An 18,136-nucleotide genomic window follows, 5' to 3' on the forward strand; every position below is an offset into this window, starting at 1 on the left:
CAAAACAATACTTCAGAGCAAACCGGAAACGGTGTGCTGCGAAGTATTATGCTCTTTAACAATCCGGAACAAGCTGAAAATTGAAACGACGTATCGTCTTCATTCTCCGTAATAAGAATGAAGCGGCGATATGTTCGAGTCTCTCAAATGCTTGCAGTCTGCGCGCGTTGCAAAACGCCTGTGGGTTGTGAGGTTAAGCGACTAAGCGTACACGGTGGATGCCCTGGCAGTCAGAGGCGATGAAGGACGTGCTAATCTGCGTAAAGCGTCGGTAAGGTGATATGAACCGCTACAGCCGACGATGTCCGAATGGGGAAACCCGGTGCACCCAGTGCATCATCGCAACATGAATACATAGTGTTGCGAGGCGAACCCGGGGAACTGAAACATCTAAGTACCCGGAGGAAAAGAAATCAACCGAGATTCCCCCAGTAGCGGCGAGCGAACGGGGAACAGCCCAGAACCTGAATCAGTTTGTGCGTTAGTGGAAGCGTCTGGAAAGTCGCACGATACCGGGTGATAGTCCCGTACACGAAAGTGCACATTCTGTGAGTTCGAAGAGTAGGGCGGGACACGTGGTATCCTGTCTGAATATGGGGGGACCATCCTCCAAGGCTAAATACTCCTGACTGACCGATAGTGAACCAGTACCGTGAGGGAAAGGCGAAAAGAACCCCGGCGAGGGGAGTGAAACAGAACCTGAAACCGTGTACGTACAAGCAGTGGGAGCCTCTTTAATGGGGTGACTGCGTACCTTTTGTATAATGGGTCAGCGACTTATATTCTGTAGCAAGGTTAACCGTATAGGGGAGCCGCAGGGAAACCGAGTCTTAACTGGGCGTTAAGTTGCAGGGTATAGACCCGAAACCCGGTGATCTAGCCATGGGCAGGTTGAAGGTTGGGTAACACTAACTGGAGGACCGAACCGACTAATGTTGAAAAATTAGCGGATGACTTGTGGCTGGGGGTGAAAGGCCAATCAAACCGGGAGATAGCTGGTTCTCCCCGAAAGCTATTTAGGTAGCGCCTCGTGAACTCATCTCCGGGGGTAGAGCACTGTTTCGGCTAGGGGGCCATCCCGGCTTACCAACCCGATGCAAACTGCGAATACCGGAGAATGTTATCACGGGAGACACACGGCGGGTGCTAACGTCCGTCGTGAAGAGGGAAACAACCCAGACCGCCAGCTAAGGTCCCAAAGTCATGGTTAAGTGGGAAACGATGTGGGAAGGCACAGACAGCCAGGATGTTGGCTTAGAAGCAGCCATCATTTAAAGAAAGCGTAATAGCTCACTGGTCGAGTCGGCCTGCGCGGAAGATGTAACGGGGCTAAACCATGCACCGAAGCTGCGGCAGCGACACTATGTGTTGTTGGGTAGGGGAGCGTTCTGTAAGCCGTTGAAGGTGTGCTGTGAGGCATGCTGGAGGTATCAGAAGTGCGAATGCTGACATAAGTAACGATAAAGCGGGTGAAAAGCCCGCTCGCCGGAAGACCAAGGGTTCCTGTTCAACGTTAATCGGAGCAGGGTGAGTCGACCCCTAAGGCGAGGCTGAAAAGCGTAGTCGATGGGAAGCAGGTTAATATTCCTGCACTTGGTGTTACTGCGAAGGGGGGACGGAGAAGGCTAGGTTATCCGGGCGACGGTTGTCCCGGTTTAAGCGTGTAGGCTGATACCTTTGGTAAATCCGGGGTATCTTAAGGCTGAGGCGTGACGACGAGCCACCACGGTGGTGAAGTAACTGATGCCCTGCTTCCAGGAAAAGCCTCTAAGCTCCAGGTAACACGAAATCGTACCCCAAACCGACACAGGTGGTCAGGTAGAGAATACCAAGGCGCTTGAGAGAACTCGGGTGAAGGAACTAGGCAAAATGGTGCCGTAACTTCGGGAGAAGGCACGCTGTCATCAGGTGAAGTCCCTCGCGGATGGAGCTGAAGGCAGTCGAAGATACCAGCTGGCTGCAACTGTTTATTAAAAACACAGCACTGTGCAAACACGAAAGTGGACGTATACGGTGTGACGCCTGCCCGGTGCCGGAAGGTTAATTGATGGGGTTATCCGCAAGGAGAAGCTCTTGATCGAAGCCCCGGTAAACGGCGGCCGTAACTATAACGGTCCTAAGGTAGCGAAATTCCTTGTCGGGTAAGTTCCGACCTGCACGAATGGCGTAATGATGGCCAGGCTGTCTCCACCCGAGACTCAGTGAAATTGAAATCGCTGTGAAGATGCAGTGTACCCGCGGCAAGACGGAAAGACCCCGTGAACCTTTACTATAGCTTGACACTGAACATTGAGCCTTGATGTGTAGGATAGGTGGGAGGCTTTGAAGCGTGGACGCCAGTCTGCGTGGAGCCAACCTTGAAATACCACCCTTTAATGTTTGATGTTCTAACGTAGGCCCGTTACCCGGGCTGCGGACAGTGTCTGGTGGGTAGTTTGACTGGGGCGGTCTCCTCCCAAAGAGTAACGGAGGAGCACGAAGGTTGGCTAATCCTGGTCGGACATCAGGAGGTTAGTGCAATGGCATAAGCCAGCTTGACTGCGAGAGTGACGGCTCGAGCAGGTGCGAAAGCAGGTCATAGTGATCCGGTGGTTCTGAATGGAAGGGCCATCGCTCAACGGATAAAAGGTACTCCGGGGATAACAGGCTGATACCGCCCAAGAGTTCATATCGACGGCGGTGTTTGGCACCTCGATGTCGGCTCATCACATCCTGGGGCTGAAGTAGGTCCCAAGGGTACGGCTGTTCGCCGTTTAAAGTGGTACGCGAGCTGGGTTTAGAACGTCGTGAGACAGTTCGGTCCCTATCTGCCGTGGGCGCTGGAGAATTGAGGGGGGTTGCTCCTAGTACGAGAGGACCGGAGTGAACGCACCACTGGTGTTCGGGTTGTCATGCCAATGGCACTGCCCGGTAGCTAAGTGCGGAAAAGATAAGTGCTGAAAGCATCTAAGCACGAAACTTGCCCCGAGATGAGTTCTCCCTGACTCCTTGAGAGTCCTGAAGGGACGTTGAAGACTACGACGTTGATAGGCCGGATGTGTAAGCGCAGCGATGCGTTGAGCTAACCGGTACTAATGACCCGTGAGGCTTAACCTTACAACGCCAGAGGCGTTTTGGTCTGAGAGACCGGATTTTCAGCTTGTTTTACCGGATAAAGAATACAGCTTTGTTCTGCGGACGTGAGTCCGAAGGATTTTGCGCTGAAGCAAGGCGGCAAGCGAGACGACGTGAAGGAGCATACTGAGGTATGTGACTGAGCGGCGCGAACGCAGCCAACGCGGCAGCAGCGTAAAAGACGCAGGACAGAGCACAAAGAATTTGCCTGGCGGCTTTAGCGCGGTGGTCCCACCTGACCCCATGCCGAACTCAGAAGTGAAACGCCGTAGCGCCGATGGTAGTGTGGGGCCTCCCCATGCGAGAGTAGGGAACTGCCAGGCATCAAATTAAAGTGTGCTGATATGGCTCAGTTGGTAGAGCGCACCCTTGGTAAGGGTGAGGTCCCCAGTTCGACTCTGGGTATCAGCACCAGTTTTAAAGCGTGAGTTCGGTAAATTACAGAATTTGCCTGGCGGCTTTAGCGCGGTGGTCCCACCTGACCCCATGCCGAACTCAGAAGTGAAACGCCGTAGCGCCGATGGTAGTGTGGGGTCTCCCCATGCGAGAGTAGGGAACTGCCAGGCATCAAACACAGAAGCCCTGAACGAAAGTTCAGGGCTTTTTTGTATGCATTGGAAACCTTCCGCTGCCGCTCACAAACCTAATCCAATTCAAATTGCAGTTATAAAAAAGCCCCTGCTTTTCAGCAGAGGCGTTTCTTAATCTAACTCACTGGATATCAATGAATAACCTGTGACAGAAACGCACGTGTACGTTCTGATTTCGGATTGGCAAAGAACTCCTGAGGTGGGGCTTCTTCCACAATTTCACCCCGATCCATGAAGATCACACGATCCGCCACCGTACGCGCAAATCCCATCTCATGGGTAACGCACAGCATGGTCATGCCATCTTCTGCCAGGCCAATCATCGTATCGAGTACTTCTTTAACCATCTCTGGATCGAGCGCGGAGGTTGGCTCATCAAACAGCATAATTTTCGGCTTCATACAGAGTGAACGGGCGATCGCCACACGCTGTTGCTGACCACCTGAAAGCTGGCCAGGAAATTTATGCGCATGCTCAGCAATGCGTACACGCTGAAGGTAATGCATGGCCAGCTCTTCTGCTTCTTTCTTTGGCATTTTGCGTACCCAAATCGGTGCCAGCGTACAGTTTTGCAAAACGGTAAGATGCGGGAAAAGATTAAAGTGCTGGAAAACCATGCCGACTTCGGTTCTAACTCGTTCAATATTACGCACATCGTGATTGAGATGGATGCCATCCACCACGATGCGTCCTTGCTGATGTTCTTCGAGGTGATTGATACAACGAATAGTGGTCGATTTACCCGAACCGGACGGTCCGCACAGTACGATACGTTCGCGTGGTTTTACTTTTAAATTGATGTCTTTCAATACATGGAACTGACCGTACCATTTGTTAACGTTTTCGAGTGTAATCATCATGGCATCAGCCGCATTAGTCATAGTTTGTGTCATGTTAAGCCTCAGTGCGATGCACGCCCGGTGTGAAAACGCTTCTCCAGATACTGGCTATAGCGCGACATGCTAAAACAGAAAATCCAGTAAACCATGGCAGCAAATACATAGCCTTCCGTCGACATACCCAACCAGGTTGGGTCAACGGTGGCTTGCTGCACGCTACTGAAGAGATCGAATAAGCCGATGATGATCACCAGGCTGGTATCTTTAAACAGCGCAATGATGGTATTCACCAGGCCGGGAATGGTCATCTTGAGCGCCTGCGGTAAAATCACCAGCATCTGGGTTTTCCAGTAGCCCAGCGACAGAGATTCAGCGGCTTCATATTGGCCTTTTGGTAGCGCCTGCAAACCGCCGCGCACCACTTCCGCGACATACGCAGACTGGAACAAAATCACGCCAACCAACGCACGCACCAGTTTGTCGATGGTAGTACCTTCCGCCATAAACAGCGGCAGCATCACCGACGACATAAACAGCACGGTGATCAGCGGTACACCACGCCAGAACTCAATGAAGATGATCGAAAGTGTACGCACCACCGGCATTTCAGAGCGGCGTCCCAGCGCCAGTAAAATCCCCAACGGCAGCGCGCCGGCAATCCCCACTGAAGCGATGATCAGCGTTAATGTCAGGCCGCCCCACTGGCGAGTCTCTACGCGCTCTAAACCGAAATAACCACCGTACATCAGGAACCAAACCACAATCGGATAGACCACCGCCCAACAAGCGATGTAGCGACCGCGACGCGGCATTGATTTGATGAACATCGGAATAATCGAGAGCAAGCCGATGACCAGCGACAGGTTGATGCGCCAGCGCAGTTCATGCGGATAGAGTCCATACATAAACTGGCCAAAGCGTGCATGGATAAACACCCAACATGCGCCTTCTTTGGTACAGTCTGCGCGCGTCTCACCAATCCAGTTAGCCTGAAATACCAGCCAGTTCAGTGCCGGAGGAATCACGTTCCAGATAAGCCAGATGCTGAACAACGTCAGCAATGTATTCAGCCAGCTGGAGAACAGATTTTTGCGTGCCCAGAGCCAAGCCTTGCTAAGTGGATTGGTCGGAATCGGCGGTGTTTCATGTGTAGTAACAGACATAATGATCCCGTTCTCTTAACGCTCAACCAGCGCAATTTTGCGATTGTAGAGGTTCATCAGCAGTGAAATGATCAGGCTGATAATCAGGTAAACCGCCATGGTAATCGCGATGGTTTCTATCGCCTGACCGGTTTGGTTCAGCACGGTACCGGCAAACAGCGAAACCATATCTGGATAGCCGATAGCGGCCGCCAGCGATGAGTTTTTCACGATGTTGAGGTACTGGCTGGTGAGTGGCGGGATAATCACACGCATTGCCTGCGGAATGATCACCTGTCGCATGGTCACTGGATTAGGTAAACCGAGCGAACGTGCGGCTTCGCTTTGACCATGTGGCACCGACTGAATACCGGAACGAATCACTTCGGCGATGAACGACGAGGTATAAACCGACAGCGCGAGAGTCAACGCGGCGAGCTCAGGGATCATCACGAAACCGCCGCGGAAGTTAAATCCACGCAGTTCCGGCACATCCCAATGCATGGCAACGCCAAACAAGGTATGAGCAATCAGCGGCAGTAGAATCAGCAACCCAACCGCAGCCGGCCAGGTGCGACGCAGTTGGCCGGTTTTTAACTGATGCTTACGGTTGTAGCGGAACAGCGCCACGCAACCCAGCACCGCTAACGCCAGCGCGATCAGGAATGGCCATGTGCCAGGTGCGTACTCGGGCCACGGAATATACAAACCGCGATTGCTGACGAATGCCAAATCAAAAGCGTTGAGTGCCTGACGTGGGCCGGGCAGGTTACGCAGTACCGCGAAGTACCAGAAAAAGATCTGCAGCAGCGGCGGGATATTACGGAAGGTCTCGATATAAATGGTTGAAAGCTTGCGCAGCAGCCAGTTCTCAGACAAGCGAGCCAGGCCCACGGCAAAGCCAAGGATCGAAGCGAAAACAATACAGAGCGCGGAAACCAGCAGGGTGTTGGTCAACCCCACCATAAACACGCGCGCGTAGGTGTCGCCTTCGGTGTAATCGATCAGGTGCTGGACAATGCCGAAGCCGGCACTGCGATCCAGAAACCCGAATCCGGAAGTGATGCCACGATTGGCCAGATTGATTACGGTGTTGTGGATTAAATATCCCACCACAGCAAGCACGGCAACAATCGCGACGATCTGGTAAAGCCAGGCGCGAACCGTAGGATTACCGAACGAAAAATCCCTTTTTACGGTTGGGCGTTGCGACATGTTAAAACCTCAGTGAAGATTACGCGTGGGCACCGCAGGATGCGGTGCCCGACTGGCAGAATGGAATTAACGAACTGGCGGAGCGTACTGGATGCCGCCCGCATTCCACAGCGCATTCTGGCCGCGCTTAATTTTCAGTGCGCTGTCTTTACCGACGTTACGGTCGAACACTTCCTGATAGTTACCCACTTGTTTGATGATGTTGTAAGCCCACTTGTTATCGAGCTTCAGGTCTTTACCGAAGTCACCTTCCGCGCCCAGCAGATGTGCCATATCCGGCGTAGTCGGTTTCGCTACCATGTCATCGACATTTTTAGAGCTGATACCCATCTCTTCCGCGTTCAGCATGGCATACAGCGACCATTTGACGATGGTGAACCAATCGTCATCACCGCGACGTACCACGGGCCCCAGCGGCTCTTTCGAGATCACTTCTGGCAGTACAATGAACTCGTCTGGCTTGCCAAGTTTGATACGCAGCGCATACAGCTGAGATTGGTCAGAAGCGAGGGTGTCGCAACGGCCGCTGTCGAGCGCTTTAGCGGATTCGTCAGAGCGGTCGAAGGTCACGGGGGTGTACTGCATTTTATGGGTTTTGAAGTAGTCAGCCACGTTCAGCTCGGTATCAGTACCGGCCTGAATACACACGGTGGCGCCATCCAACTCTTTAGCACTTTTCAGACCGGCTTTCTGGTGCGTCAGGAAGCCGATACCGTCGTAATAGTTCACGCCTGCAAACAGGAAGCCCATGCCGCCATCGCGTGATGAGGTCCATGTGGTGTTACGAGATAAGATGTCTACTTCGCCAGACTGCAGCGCGGTGAAGCGTTCTTTCGCGGTCAGCGGGGTGTATTTCACTTTAGTTGCGTCGCCAAATACTGCGGCAGCGGCTGCACGGCATACATCCACGTCAATACCGGTGAATTTGCCGTTAGAGTCAGCATAAGAGAACCCAGGCAGGCCGTCACTGATGCCGCACTGTATAAAACCTTTCTTCTTAATGGCATCCAGCGTGGTGCCAGCGTGCGCTTGTTGAGCAACGGCTAACAGCGAGGCTGCAGCGACCAGAGTGGAAAGCATCATCTTTTTCATAAAGCATCCTGTGTGGCGATATCGTGTGTTGTTATGTTTGCGCGCACTTTAATGTGCGCTGTTTTCTGTCTGTGGTGGTTAGCCATCCACAACTCTGCAAACCTGATGCCAGGTTTGCAGAATCCTGAATTCTCTGGAAAGATCTTTTAATAAACTGAAGCACTCAGAAGATTCTGGCTAATATGGCGCACCAAAAGGCAGCATGACGAGACGACACGATCACAAATAGTGCAAAAAGTTTCACTATATGGAAGCAGTGTGAGCTAACGCTCAGGAGTGGATGTATGAGTTTGCACGCTTACGGCCGAAGCGGTTGAGGATCACAGAGAAAGCGGGCTGAAGGGTGATGAAAGGATAAGTGAGCGCGTAATAAAGTGAGGGGGAATGCGTTGCTAAGAGGGATAGGATATCACTGCTGCAATTGCAACTATCGTTACCATTATCGCGCCAATTGTTTCATGCGTTTTTAACCTCAGGAAATTACCGGCAGCAGAAACAAAAACGCCAGCCGCAAGGCTGGCGTTATCGCAGCAACGAACAGATTAGTTCATGCCGTATTTTTTCAGCTTCTTACGCAGGGTACCGCGGTTGATACCCATCATCAGAGCTGCACGGGTCTGGTTGCCACGGGTGTACTGCATCACCATGTCCAACAGAGGCTGCTCGACTTCTGCCAATACCAGCTCATACAGGTCACTCACATCCTGACCGTTCAGTTGAGCAAAATAGTTCTTCAGTGACTGTTTAACCGAATCACGCAGTGGCTTTTGGGTCACCTGATCCTGAGAGTTAACGGTAGAAACGGTGAGTACGTCAGAATTTACGCGTTGTTCGAACATAGTTCTTTCAGCTCTTTATTTCGTTTACGCAAGATTTTCGAAGTATGCCTCCAACGCCTCCAGCTGTTCGCTGGCATCCTCTATGGCGTTGAATGTGCGCCGAAACTGGTCATCAGGAGCACTTTCCTGCAAATACCAGGAAACGTGTTTTCGGGCAATACGGTATCCTTTGCGCTGACCGTAAAAGTCGTGCAGCTCCCGTATATGTCCAATCAGCATTTGCTTCACTTCAGCCAGCGGCTTCGGTGCCAGCAGCTCCCCTGTGTCCAGATAATGCTGGATTTCCCGGAAGATCCACGGTCTTCCCTGAGCGGCACGGCCAACCATAAGAGCATCGGCTCCGGTATAGTCGAGCACCGCTCTGGCTTTATGCGGGTCAGTAATGTCGCCATTCGCAATAATCGGAATGGAAACGCTCTGCTTAACTGTCCGAATGCTGTCGTATTCAGCAAATCCCTCAAACAAACAGGCGCGCGTGCGGCCATGAATGGTGAGAGCCTGAATGCCACAGCGTTCAGCCAATTGGGCAATCTCTACACAATTACGATTTTCTTTGTCCCAGCCGGTACGAATTTTCAGCGTAACCGGTACATCCACTGCATTAACCACCGCGGTGAGAATCGACTCCACCAGTTGCGGATGTTGTAGCAGCGCTGAACCTGCCATCTTACGATTCACTTTTTTGGCCGGGCAGCCCATGTTGATATCGATAATCTGCGCGCCAGACGCCACATTAATGCGCGCGGCAGCAGCCATCTCATCAGGATCGCAACCGGCAATTTGCACGGCGCGGATACCAGGCTCGTCACTATGCACCATGCGCAAACGGGATTTGTCACTGGCCCAAACTTCCGGGTTCGACGACAGCATCTCGGAGACAGTCATACCGGCGCCGTTCTCGTAACACAGGGTGCGAAATGGCTTATCGGATACTCCGGCCATAGGCGCAGCAATGAGTCGATTACGTAGCTGATGTTGTCCAATGCGCATGAAAAAAGAAGTGACCCTAACTGTTCGCAAGGCGGCGTATATTACGCATTTTTTAAAGAAGATGAAAGGCCAAACTTTGAACAATTCGCTCTCACAGAGCACGGAAATAGCGTTATCCAGTAAGGGATGAGTTATTAATCTTTATAATTCATGAGATTAAAAAAATATGCTGAAATTGTGTACAAAAATTTTTCTCAAAACATGACCGAAATCACAACATAAAAACCGCTTCTTCCAGTAATTAGCGAAAGAAATGACGCCATTATGATTATTAATTGAACTACTTAGTCACGTAGGGTTAGCGTCACTCCCCAGAAACCTACGTCGTGGAGGAGTGACAGATATAACCTCAGACATCAGGCTACTATTCAATAACCACGCGACCATTCAGCGGCTGTACTGGGCGACTGTTGCCATGCTCACCTAACCGTTTGGCGAACGTTTTAAGCTGTTCAGTTGATGCCGAAACAGTTTGCTTCATCACTAACCAGCGCACACCTTCAGTACAAGGTGGCGTCGTCAACGAACCGCTAAAGCGATAGTAGTTCTTTTGACCCGGAATCAAAGCGCTGAGATTGAGTGGCTGTTGCAGCGCCGCCTCTTTGTTAACTTCAGGTGGCAGCTCACGCAGGATCTCCGCCAGCGCAGGGTTTTCTGCCCCGGCTTCAAACATCACGCCAACCACCGCCAGATGTCCCTCTTCGCTGGCATGGACGAAATGCGCGGCCAGCGGAAAGCGTTTGCCATCAATCAGATTTTCGCTCGGCGTATGGAAGTGGAACTGACGCAGCGTATAAGCTTCGCCATCCAGCGCGAGCGCATCGCCATCTTTGACGTTGATCTGGATGGTGTGACCGTTATTGATGATGGATTTTTGTTTGGCTTGATAGCTCAACGTTAGCGGCGGCAATTGTCCATTCACCACCTTGCGGATATCGACAGGCGACTGGTTCACACCGCTTTTACAGGTGTGATAATCGGCGTGCAGATTGCCCCATTCATCCGGCGCTTCATAAGACCAGTTTGAGCTGTGAGCGTGCGCATACGATGCCATGCTTGTCAGCAGAGCGAATAAACAAAGTTTCTTTTTCATCATCCATTACTTTCAGCGATTTATCGAAGTGAAATGCCATCAAAGGCATTGCCAGCAGGGATAGCGCTATCGCCTGGAGCAGGATTGTAATGACTGAAATGTAAAGAAACGGCAACGGATGAGAAGGGCTGGCGCTTTGAGACGGGTCTCAGAAAAATAGTACGGCTTGCCAGTCAGTTAGCCCGACTGGCAAGCGGGCAGGTTAGCGGCGTACGCCGGTGATGCGGCACCACTCTTCTTTCTCTGCAACCGCGTCGAGCTCAAAACGCTCAGCGTAGGCTTCACACACGCTTTCAGCCTGGCTCGCTAACACGCCGGACAATCCAAGATGACCGCTGGCTTTCGGCAGCACGCTAATCAGCGGTGCCAGCTCACGCAGCGGACCCGCGAGGATGTTGGCGACCACCACGTCAGCCTGCAAGTTTTCCGGCTGCTGGTGGGGCAGATAGAGCGCCAGACGCTCAGAGACGCCATTACGCTCGGCGTTATCACGGCTGGCCTGAATCGCCTGCGGATCGATATCAATGCCGATCGCCTGCGCCGCGCCCAATTTCAGTGCAGCGATAGCGAGAATGCCGGAGCCACAGCCAAAGTCGATCACCGTTTTGCCCTGCAGATCCAGGCCATCAAGCCAGGTCAAACACATCGATGTGGTAGGATGCGTGCCGGTACCAAAGGCGAGGCCCGGATCCAGCATCACATTGACGGCATTTGGATCCGGCACATCGCGCCAGCTTGGGCAGATCCACAGACGCTCACCGAAACGCATCGGGTGGAAGTTATCCATCCATTCGCGCTCCCAGTCTTTATCTTCGATCTGCTCGATCTTATGGCGAAACGCGGATCCCAGCAGCGGATGCTGGCTTAACTCGGCCACCACATCGCTCATCTCGGTTTCAGCGTCGAACAGGCCGATGACATCGGTATCGCCCCACAGCAGCGTTTCGCCCGGCAGCGGCTCGTACACTGGATTGTCGTGCGTGTCCTGAAAAGTGACCGACACCGCGCCAACCTCCATCAGCGCATCGCTCAGGGTTTCGGCGTTTTCGCCGGTGCTGTTAATTTTGATTTGAATCCAAGGCATAGCGTTTCTCTTTATTCCAGTGCCGCGGCATGCTTTGCAGGCGTGCGGCCAAACAGATTGCCCACCAGGAAGGCCAGCAGGCTTAAGGTCAATGACGGAACGATCGGGTGGAAGCCCCACCACTCAATATTCAGGCTGGCAAGCAGCGTATAGCATCCCGCGCCGACCAGCATGCCGCTGATCGCACCGGTGGAGTTGGCGCGCTCCCAGTACAAACCCAGCACCAGCGGCCATAGAAATACCGCTTCAAGGCCACCAAATGCCAGCAGATTCAGCCAGATAATCATATCGGGCGGATTCCACGCTGCCAGCAATAGCAGCACACCGAGCACAAAAGTGATGGTGCCTGACAGCATGCGCAGGCGCGCTTCATTTTCACTGTGCTGCGGGGCAATACGCAGGTAGAGATCTTTGATCAGCGTAGCGGAGGATTGCAGCAACTGCGCGTTGATGGTCGACATAATGGCCGCCATCGGCGCCGCAAGAAATACGCCCGCCGCCATGGGCGGTAATACGGTAATCATCAGCGTAGGAATCACGCGATCGGGGATGGTGAGATCGGGCAAAATTACGCGCCCCAGCGCGCCGGCCAGATGCATACCAAGCATCAGGATCACCACTACAATGGTGCCGAGTACAATGCCACGATGCATGGCTTTGCTGTCTTTATACGAAATACAGCGCACCGCGGTGTGGGGCAGACCAATCACCCCGAAACACACCAGCACGGCAAACGAGCTGAGGAAAGTTGGGTTGATGACATTGCCCACGCCTTCCGGTGAGGTCAGCTGCGGATCGATATCATGCAGTTTGGTCACTGCGGAGGCTAATCCGCCAGCGTGGTGAATCACTGCAAACAGCAGCAGGAAGGTGCCGATCAGCATTACCAAACCTTGCATCGCATCGTTCAGCACGCTGGCGCGGAAGCCACCGAAAGCGGTGTAGAGCGCGATGGTGCCGCCGAAGATCAGCAGGCCGGTGTCATAAGGAATGCCGGCCGCTGTTTCCAGCAGGCGCGCACCGCCGATGAACTGCACGGTCATTGCGCCGATAAACGCCACCAACAAACTGATGCTGGAGAGCCAAATCAGCAGCGTGCTGCCGTAGCGGCCATACAACATGTCGTTGAGCGTCACGGCGTTGTAGCGACGCGCCAGAATGGCGAATTTCTTGCCTAACACGCCAAGCGAAAGCCAGACGGCAGGCACCTGAATCATCGCCAGCAGCACCCAGCCAAGGCCATATTTATAGGCTGCGCCGGGGCCGCCAATGAACGAGCTGGCGCTGATATATGTGGTGGTGATGGTCATGGCCAGCACAAAGCCGCCCATCGAACGGCTGCCGAGGAAGTATTCGCTCAGGAAGTTGCCCTGACGCTGCTTGCGCATGGCAAACACCGACAGCGCGGCGATCAGCACCAGATAGGCCAACAGCGGAAGAATGATTTCAGAGTCCATCGTTATCCTCCAGCGACATGTCGCGGAACAGCACGCGCACCATCAGCCAGCACAACACAATAAACAGCAGCGGAGCGAACAGACACGAAAGCTCGAACCACCTTGGTAAGCCAAACAAGCCGATCTCATTGCCGCCCAGCCAGGCAGAAAGTCCCCAAACGGCAAGGTAGGCCAGCGTCAGATAAAGTGACCAGCGCGCCTCTTTGTTTGCTTGTAAAAAACGCCAATCCATTATGTAACCTCAAAGGCGACAAAAATGAAAAAGGCCGGAGTTAACCGGCCTCTGCTTTGCTCTGCGCTGCAATTACTTCTCTTGCAGGCCGAGTTTTTTCTCCAGATAGTGGATGTTGGTGCCACCCTGCTGGAAGTTTTCGTCGGACATGATTTTCATCTGCAGCTCAATGTTGGTCTTGATGCCGTCGATGATCAGTTCCGCCAGCGCATTCTTCATGCGCGAGATTGCCACGTCACGGTTTTCACCGTAGGTAATCAGCTTACCAATCATGGAATCGTAGTACGGTGGCACGCTGTAACCGGCATAGATATGCGATTCCCAACGTACACCAAAGCCGCCCGGCGCGTGGAAACGGGTGATCTTGCCTGGGCTTGGCAGGAAGGTGTTGGGATCTTCGGCGTTGATACGGCATTCAACCGCATGACCGCGAATCACCACGTCTTCCTGCTTGATCGATAGCGGCTGACCAGCAGCAATACGCAGCTGCTCTTTGATCAGATCGACGCCGGTGATCATCTCAGTCACCGGATGTTCCACCTGAATACGGGTGTTCATCTCGATGAAGTAGAACTCACCGTTTTCGTACAGGAACTCGAAGGTACCTGCACCGCGATAGCCGATATCGATACAGGCTTTAGAGCAGCGCTCACCGATGTAGCGACGCAGTTCCGGCGTGATGCCTGGCGCTGGCGCTTCTTCGACGACTTTCTGGTGACGACGCTGCATTGAGCAGTCACGTTCCGCCAGATAGATCGCGTTACCCTGGCCGTCGGCCAGCACCTGAATCTCAATGTGGCGTGGATTCTCGAGGTACTTCTCCATGTACACCATGTCGTTGTTGAAAGCCGCTTTGGCTTCCGCTTTCGTCATGTTGATGGATTGCTCAAGATCCTTGTCGCTGCGCACTACGCGCATACCGCGACCGCCGCCGCCGCCGGAGGCTTTGATGATCACCGGATAACCGATGCGCTTAGCGAAGGCACGGTTTTTTTCCATGTCGTCGGTCAGCGAGCCATCAGAACCTGGCACGGTGGGCACGCCTGCTTTCTTCATGGCGGTGATGGCAGACACTTTGTCGCCCATCAGGCGAATGGTGTCGGCTTTCGGGCCAATGAAGATAAAGCCTGAACGCTCAACCTGCTCGGCGAAATCGGCGTTCTCAGAGAGGAAGCCGTAACCCGGGTGGATCGCGACCGCGCCGGTAATTTCAGCGGCGGAGATCAGTGCCGGGATGTTCAGGTAGCTTTTGACTGAAGGTGGCGGGCCGATGCAGACGGTCTCGTCTGCCAGCAGCACGTGCTTCAGGTCACGGTCCGCGGTGGAGTGCACGGCAACAGTCTTAATGCCCAGCTCTTTGCAGGCACGCAGAATGCGCAGCGCGATCTCACCACGGTTAGCAATGACAATTTTATCCAGCATGCTTCGCCTCGTTATTCGATGATGACCAGCGGCTCGTCAAATTCAACCGGTTGGCCGCTTTCGACCAGAATCGCCTTCACAACGCCGGATTTGTCGGCTTCGATCTGGTTCATCATTTTCATCGCTTCAACGATGCACAGGGTGTCGCCGGCATTCACTTTCTGGCCAACTTCAACGAAAGCTTTCGCATCTGGGCTTGGCGTGCGATAGAAAGTGCCGACCATTGGTGAACGCACGATGTGGCCACTGATTTCTGGTTTAGCGGCTTCTGCTGCAACCGGTGCGGCAGGCGCCACCGCGGTAGACAACGCAGGCTGCTGCTGCATCATTGGCGCAGCATAAGCCTGCTGCATCATTGGGTAGCCGGCATTTGCAGGTGAACGGCTGATACGAACGGACTCTTCGCCCTCGGAGATTTCCAGCTCGGAGATGCCAGACTCTTCAACCAGTTCGATCAGTTTCTTAATTTTACGAATATCCATGAGTGTGGTTCCGTACTCTGTTTAATTGGAATGTGACAGGCGTTTTACTGCCGTTTGTAAAGCCCACGCGTATCCATCAGCGCCAAGTCCACAGATGACGCCGGCAGATACATCGGAAAGATAGGAGTGATGTCGGAACGGTTCGCGTGCATGCACGTTCGAGAGATGCACCTCAATAAAAGGAATGCTAACCGCCAACAGGGCATCACGCAGTGCAACGCTGGTATGCGTGAACGCAGCAGGATTGATGATGATGTAGTCCACGTTGCCGCGGGCTTCGTGAACACGGTCAATCAACTGAAACTCTGCGTTCGATTGCAAATGACTCAATTTCACATGGTGCTGATCGGCCTGTTGCGTCAGATCGCCGACGATTTGCGCCAGCGTGGTGTGACCATACTTATCAGGCTCGCGCGTTCCCAGTAGATTCAGGTTGGGACCGTTCAAAAGCAGTATGTGAAATTTGTGCGCCATCTTGCTGCTATCTCCTGCAATCAGTAAGGCATCGCGTAAAATACCGCGACATCTTGCGTTTGTCACCCTTGCGGATGAAAAACCAGACTTCGCTTGCAATAAAGCCGGGCATTATATCCGTTTCGTCGACATTCGCAGCAAAATACTGGTCTTATCTGCGAAGTTGATCGAATGCGGCCGAAGGCCACACTTTTTAACAGATCTCGCGGGAGGAACACAACCGTGCGGGGATTATCTGGGGAGAAGTTTACGCAACTTATTGTAACGCCACGCTAACAGCGCAATGGCCAGCACGGCGTAGATCACCGGCTGCGGGGAGAGCACTTTCACTGACCAGATATAGTGAATCGGCACGAGGATCGCGACCAGATAGACGCCGTTATGCAGCGTTTGCCAGCGACGCCCCAGTTTGCGCTGCATGCGCTGGAATGAGGTGATGGCGAGGGCGCAGAGAATAATCCAGCTGATCATCCCCAGTAACAAATAAGGACGCGAAACCAGCTCGCTGCCGAGTAAACGCAGATGATCGTAGCCAAGTTCCAGCAGGTAGTAGCTGGTAAGGTGCAAACTGGCCCAGGCGAAACACCACACGCCGAGCAGGCGGCGAGTGCGAATCAGCAGCGGCTGTTTCAGGTAGCGTGTCAGCGGGCTGACCAGCAGCGTGGCGAGCAGCAACTTTAGCGCCATTCTGCCGGTAAAATGCTGGATATCTTTGGCCGGATCAGCGCTCAGCCAGCCCTGACTCGCTGCCATAAACAGATACACAAACGGCAGAAAAGCCGCCAGATGCAGCACGACTTTCAACGCAGTGATGTGACGTAAAGAGAGGCGCACTCAATAGTTCTCCCGTAAATCCAGGCCGCGATACAGTGACGCCACCTCTTTCGCGTAGCCGTTGAACAGCAGCGTAGGTTGGCGATCAACCTTCAGAATGCCGCCCGCGCCGATAAAGCGCTCGGTTGCCTGCGACCAGCGCGGATGATTCACATGCGGGTTCACATTGGCGTAAAAACCATACTCATTGGCGGCGATCTGGCTCCAGGTCGTTGGCGGGCGATCGTGCGTCAGCGTAATCTTCACAATCGATTTAATCCCTTTGAAGCCATATTTCCACGGCACCGTCAGGCGAATCGGTGCGCCATTCTGCGGAGGCAGCGCTTTGCCATACACGCCGGTACTCAGCAGCGTCAGCGGATGCATCGCTTCATCAAGACGCAAGCCTTCCACATAGGGATAATCCAGCCCGCCGCCGATAAAGCGATCTTTCTGACCCGGCATTTGGTCGGGTGCGTACAGCGTTTCAAACGCCACAAAGCGCGCATTGCTGGTGGGTTCAGCCAGTTTGAGCAGCTTGTTGAGTTCAAAACCGACCCACGGAATCACCATCGACCAGGCTTCGACACAGCGCATGCGGTAGATGCGCTGCTCCATGGCAAAACGCTTGAAGATGTCATCCATATCCAGCGTGATCGGTTTGGCAACTTCGCCTTCGATACGCAGCTTCCACGGATCGGTTTTCAGCGTGCCAGCGTTGGCAGCAGGATCGGCTTTATCAAGGCCAAATTCATAGAAGTTGTTATAACCTGACACCTTATCAAACGGCGTGAGCGGCAAATCGGCCTGCCATTCAGCCGGTTTAGTGAAATCTAAATCACGGCCAGCGGGCGCGGGCGGGCGATCATTGCCTTTAAACCAGCTCAGCACATCGGCTTGCGCGGTGCCGGGTAAACTGGCTGCTGCTGCGCCTAATCCCAACGCTTTCAGCACCTGACGGCGGCGCATATTAAAGACGCTTTCTGGCGTGACGTCGGCTTCTGTGAGCAAGTGCTTCAGGTTCATGACGTTCTCCTGTGAATAGTAAATTATGACCAGCATGCTCAACTTCAGTGTCAGGCGCGAACTTGCGGGGAAAAATGTGAAATTTCCTGGCGCATCGCCCTCTTTGAGAATAGGACGAAAAAGCCCATAGCAAAGTCAGGCCATCACGGTTTAACGCTATACTCGCGCCGTAGCGCTTATCATGCTGTGTTATGTGCGATTTTGATGCCAGTCTGGCGCTGAATCACACCTT

The 18,136-nt window shown here is 53.3% G+C and carries 15 protein-coding genes, 1 tRNA gene and 3 rRNA genes; 4 read left to right on the top strand and 15 right to left on the bottom strand.

What is annotated here, in order from left to right; all coding sequences use genetic code 11:
* The first annotated feature begins 191 nt into the window (after nt 1-191).
* The 4 genes from Q3H59_RS02195 (at nt 192) to rrf (Q3H59_RS02210) (ending at nt 3,680) form a co-directional block, all read left to right on the top strand.
* A 23S ribosomal RNA gene (locus tag Q3H59_RS02195) occupies nt 192-3,096 on the top strand.
* Between the two features lie 225 nt (nt 3,097-3,321).
* Nucleotides 3,322-3,437 (top strand): 5S ribosomal RNA (rrf, locus tag Q3H59_RS02200).
* A gap of 15 nt (nt 3,438-3,452) precedes the next feature.
* Nucleotides 3,453-3,528, top strand: a tRNA-Thr gene (locus Q3H59_RS02205).
* A 36-nt stretch (nt 3,529-3,564) separates the two neighbouring features.
* Nucleotides 3,565-3,680 (top strand): 5S ribosomal RNA (gene rrf, locus Q3H59_RS02210).
* Nucleotides 3,681-3,835: 155 nt separating this feature from the next.
* On the opposite strand, the gene Q3H59_RS02215 is transcribed toward rrf (Q3H59_RS02210), so the two are convergent.
* The 15 genes from Q3H59_RS02215 to msrP all read right to left on the bottom strand — a co-directional run bounded on the left by Q3H59_RS02215 (nt 3,836) and on the right by msrP (nt 17,904).
* Nucleotides 3,836-4,597: an amino acid ABC transporter ATP-binding protein gene (locus Q3H59_RS02215; protein WP_061720213.1), complete on the bottom strand. Its 762-nt coding sequence runs from the start codon at nt 4,595-4,597 to the stop codon at nt 3,836-3,838.
* Between the two features lie 8 nt (nt 4,598-4,605).
* Nucleotides 4,606-5,706 carry an amino acid ABC transporter permease gene (locus Q3H59_RS02220; protein ID WP_061720212.1) on the bottom strand — a complete coding sequence of 367 codons (1,101 nt, stop codon included), beginning with the start codon at nt 5,704-5,706 and terminating at the stop codon, nt 4,606-4,608.
* Between the two features lie 15 nt (nt 5,707-5,721).
* Nucleotides 5,722-6,900, bottom strand: a complete 1,179-nt coding sequence (locus Q3H59_RS02225; protein WP_101762827.1) for an amino acid ABC transporter permease — start codon at nt 6,898-6,900, stop codon at nt 5,722-5,724.
* Nucleotides 6,901-6,966: 66 nt separating this feature from the next.
* Complete coding sequence (locus tag Q3H59_RS02230; RefSeq protein WP_101762828.1) at nt 6,967-7,992, bottom strand: amino acid ABC transporter substrate-binding protein; 1,026 nt, start codon at nt 7,990-7,992, stop codon at nt 6,967-6,969.
* 542 nt (nt 7,993-8,534) lie between these two features.
* On the bottom strand, nt 8,535-8,831 hold the full coding sequence (gene fis, locus Q3H59_RS02235) for a DNA-binding transcriptional regulator Fis (RefSeq protein WP_007891954.1): 297 nt from the start codon (nt 8,829-8,831) through the stop codon (nt 8,535-8,537).
* A 24-nt stretch (nt 8,832-8,855) separates the two neighbouring features.
* Nucleotides 8,856-9,821, bottom strand: a complete 966-nt coding sequence (dusB, locus tag Q3H59_RS02240; RefSeq protein ID WP_101762829.1) for a tRNA dihydrouridine synthase DusB — start codon at nt 9,819-9,821, stop codon at nt 8,856-8,858.
* A 364-nt stretch (nt 9,822-10,185) separates the two neighbouring features.
* Nucleotides 10,186-10,875 carry a carbonic anhydrase gene (locus Q3H59_RS02245; protein ID WP_192236094.1) on the bottom strand — a complete coding sequence of 230 codons (690 nt, stop codon included), beginning with the start codon at nt 10,873-10,875 and terminating at the stop codon, nt 10,186-10,188.
* 241 nt (nt 10,876-11,116) lie between these two features.
* Nucleotides 11,117-11,998, bottom strand: coding sequence for a 50S ribosomal protein L11 methyltransferase (gene prmA, locus Q3H59_RS02250; RefSeq protein WP_309832935.1), 882 nt, complete (start codon nt 11,996-11,998; stop codon nt 11,117-11,119).
* Nucleotides 11,999-12,009: 11 nt separating this feature from the next.
* On the bottom strand, nt 12,010-13,455 hold the full coding sequence (gene panF, locus Q3H59_RS02255) for a sodium/pantothenate symporter (protein WP_192236096.1): 1,446 nt from the start codon (nt 13,453-13,455) through the stop codon (nt 12,010-12,012).
* Entirely contained in the window at nt 13,445-13,687 is a 243-nt protein-coding gene (locus Q3H59_RS02260) for a YhdT family protein (RefSeq protein WP_101762833.1), read from the bottom strand. Before Q3H59_RS02260 ends, panF begins: the two co-directional genes overlap by 11 nt.
* A gap of 72 nt (nt 13,688-13,759) precedes the next feature.
* Nucleotides 13,760-15,109, bottom strand: coding sequence for an acetyl-CoA carboxylase biotin carboxylase subunit (accC, locus tag Q3H59_RS02265; RefSeq protein WP_008101999.1), 1,350 nt, complete (start codon nt 15,107-15,109; stop codon nt 13,760-13,762).
* Nucleotides 15,110-15,120: 11 nt separating this feature from the next.
* Entirely contained in the window at nt 15,121-15,591 is a 471-nt protein-coding gene (accB, locus tag Q3H59_RS02270) for an acetyl-CoA carboxylase biotin carboxyl carrier protein (protein WP_101762834.1), read from the bottom strand.
* Nucleotides 15,592-15,612: 21 nt separating this feature from the next.
* Complete coding sequence (aroQ, locus tag Q3H59_RS02275; protein ID WP_309832939.1) at nt 15,613-16,065, bottom strand: type II 3-dehydroquinate dehydratase; 453 nt, start codon at nt 16,063-16,065, stop codon at nt 15,613-15,615.
* Nucleotides 16,066-16,296: 231 nt separating this feature from the next.
* Nucleotides 16,297-16,899: a protein-methionine-sulfoxide reductase heme-binding subunit MsrQ gene (gene msrQ / locus Q3H59_RS02280; protein ID WP_222234934.1), complete on the bottom strand. Its 603-nt coding sequence runs from the start codon at nt 16,897-16,899 to the stop codon at nt 16,297-16,299.
* Nucleotides 16,900-17,904, bottom strand: a complete 1,005-nt coding sequence (gene msrP / locus Q3H59_RS02285) for a protein-methionine-sulfoxide reductase catalytic subunit MsrP (protein WP_101762837.1) — start codon at nt 17,902-17,904, stop codon at nt 16,900-16,902.
* Between the last annotated feature and the right edge of the window lie 232 nt (nt 17,905-18,136).

Origin of the sequence: Pantoea sp. SORGH_AS_0659 (genome assembly GCF_031453915.1) — a bacterium.
In the GTDB taxonomy this organism is placed as follows: Bacteria; Pseudomonadota; Gammaproteobacteria; order Enterobacterales; family Enterobacteriaceae; genus Pantoea; species Pantoea leporis.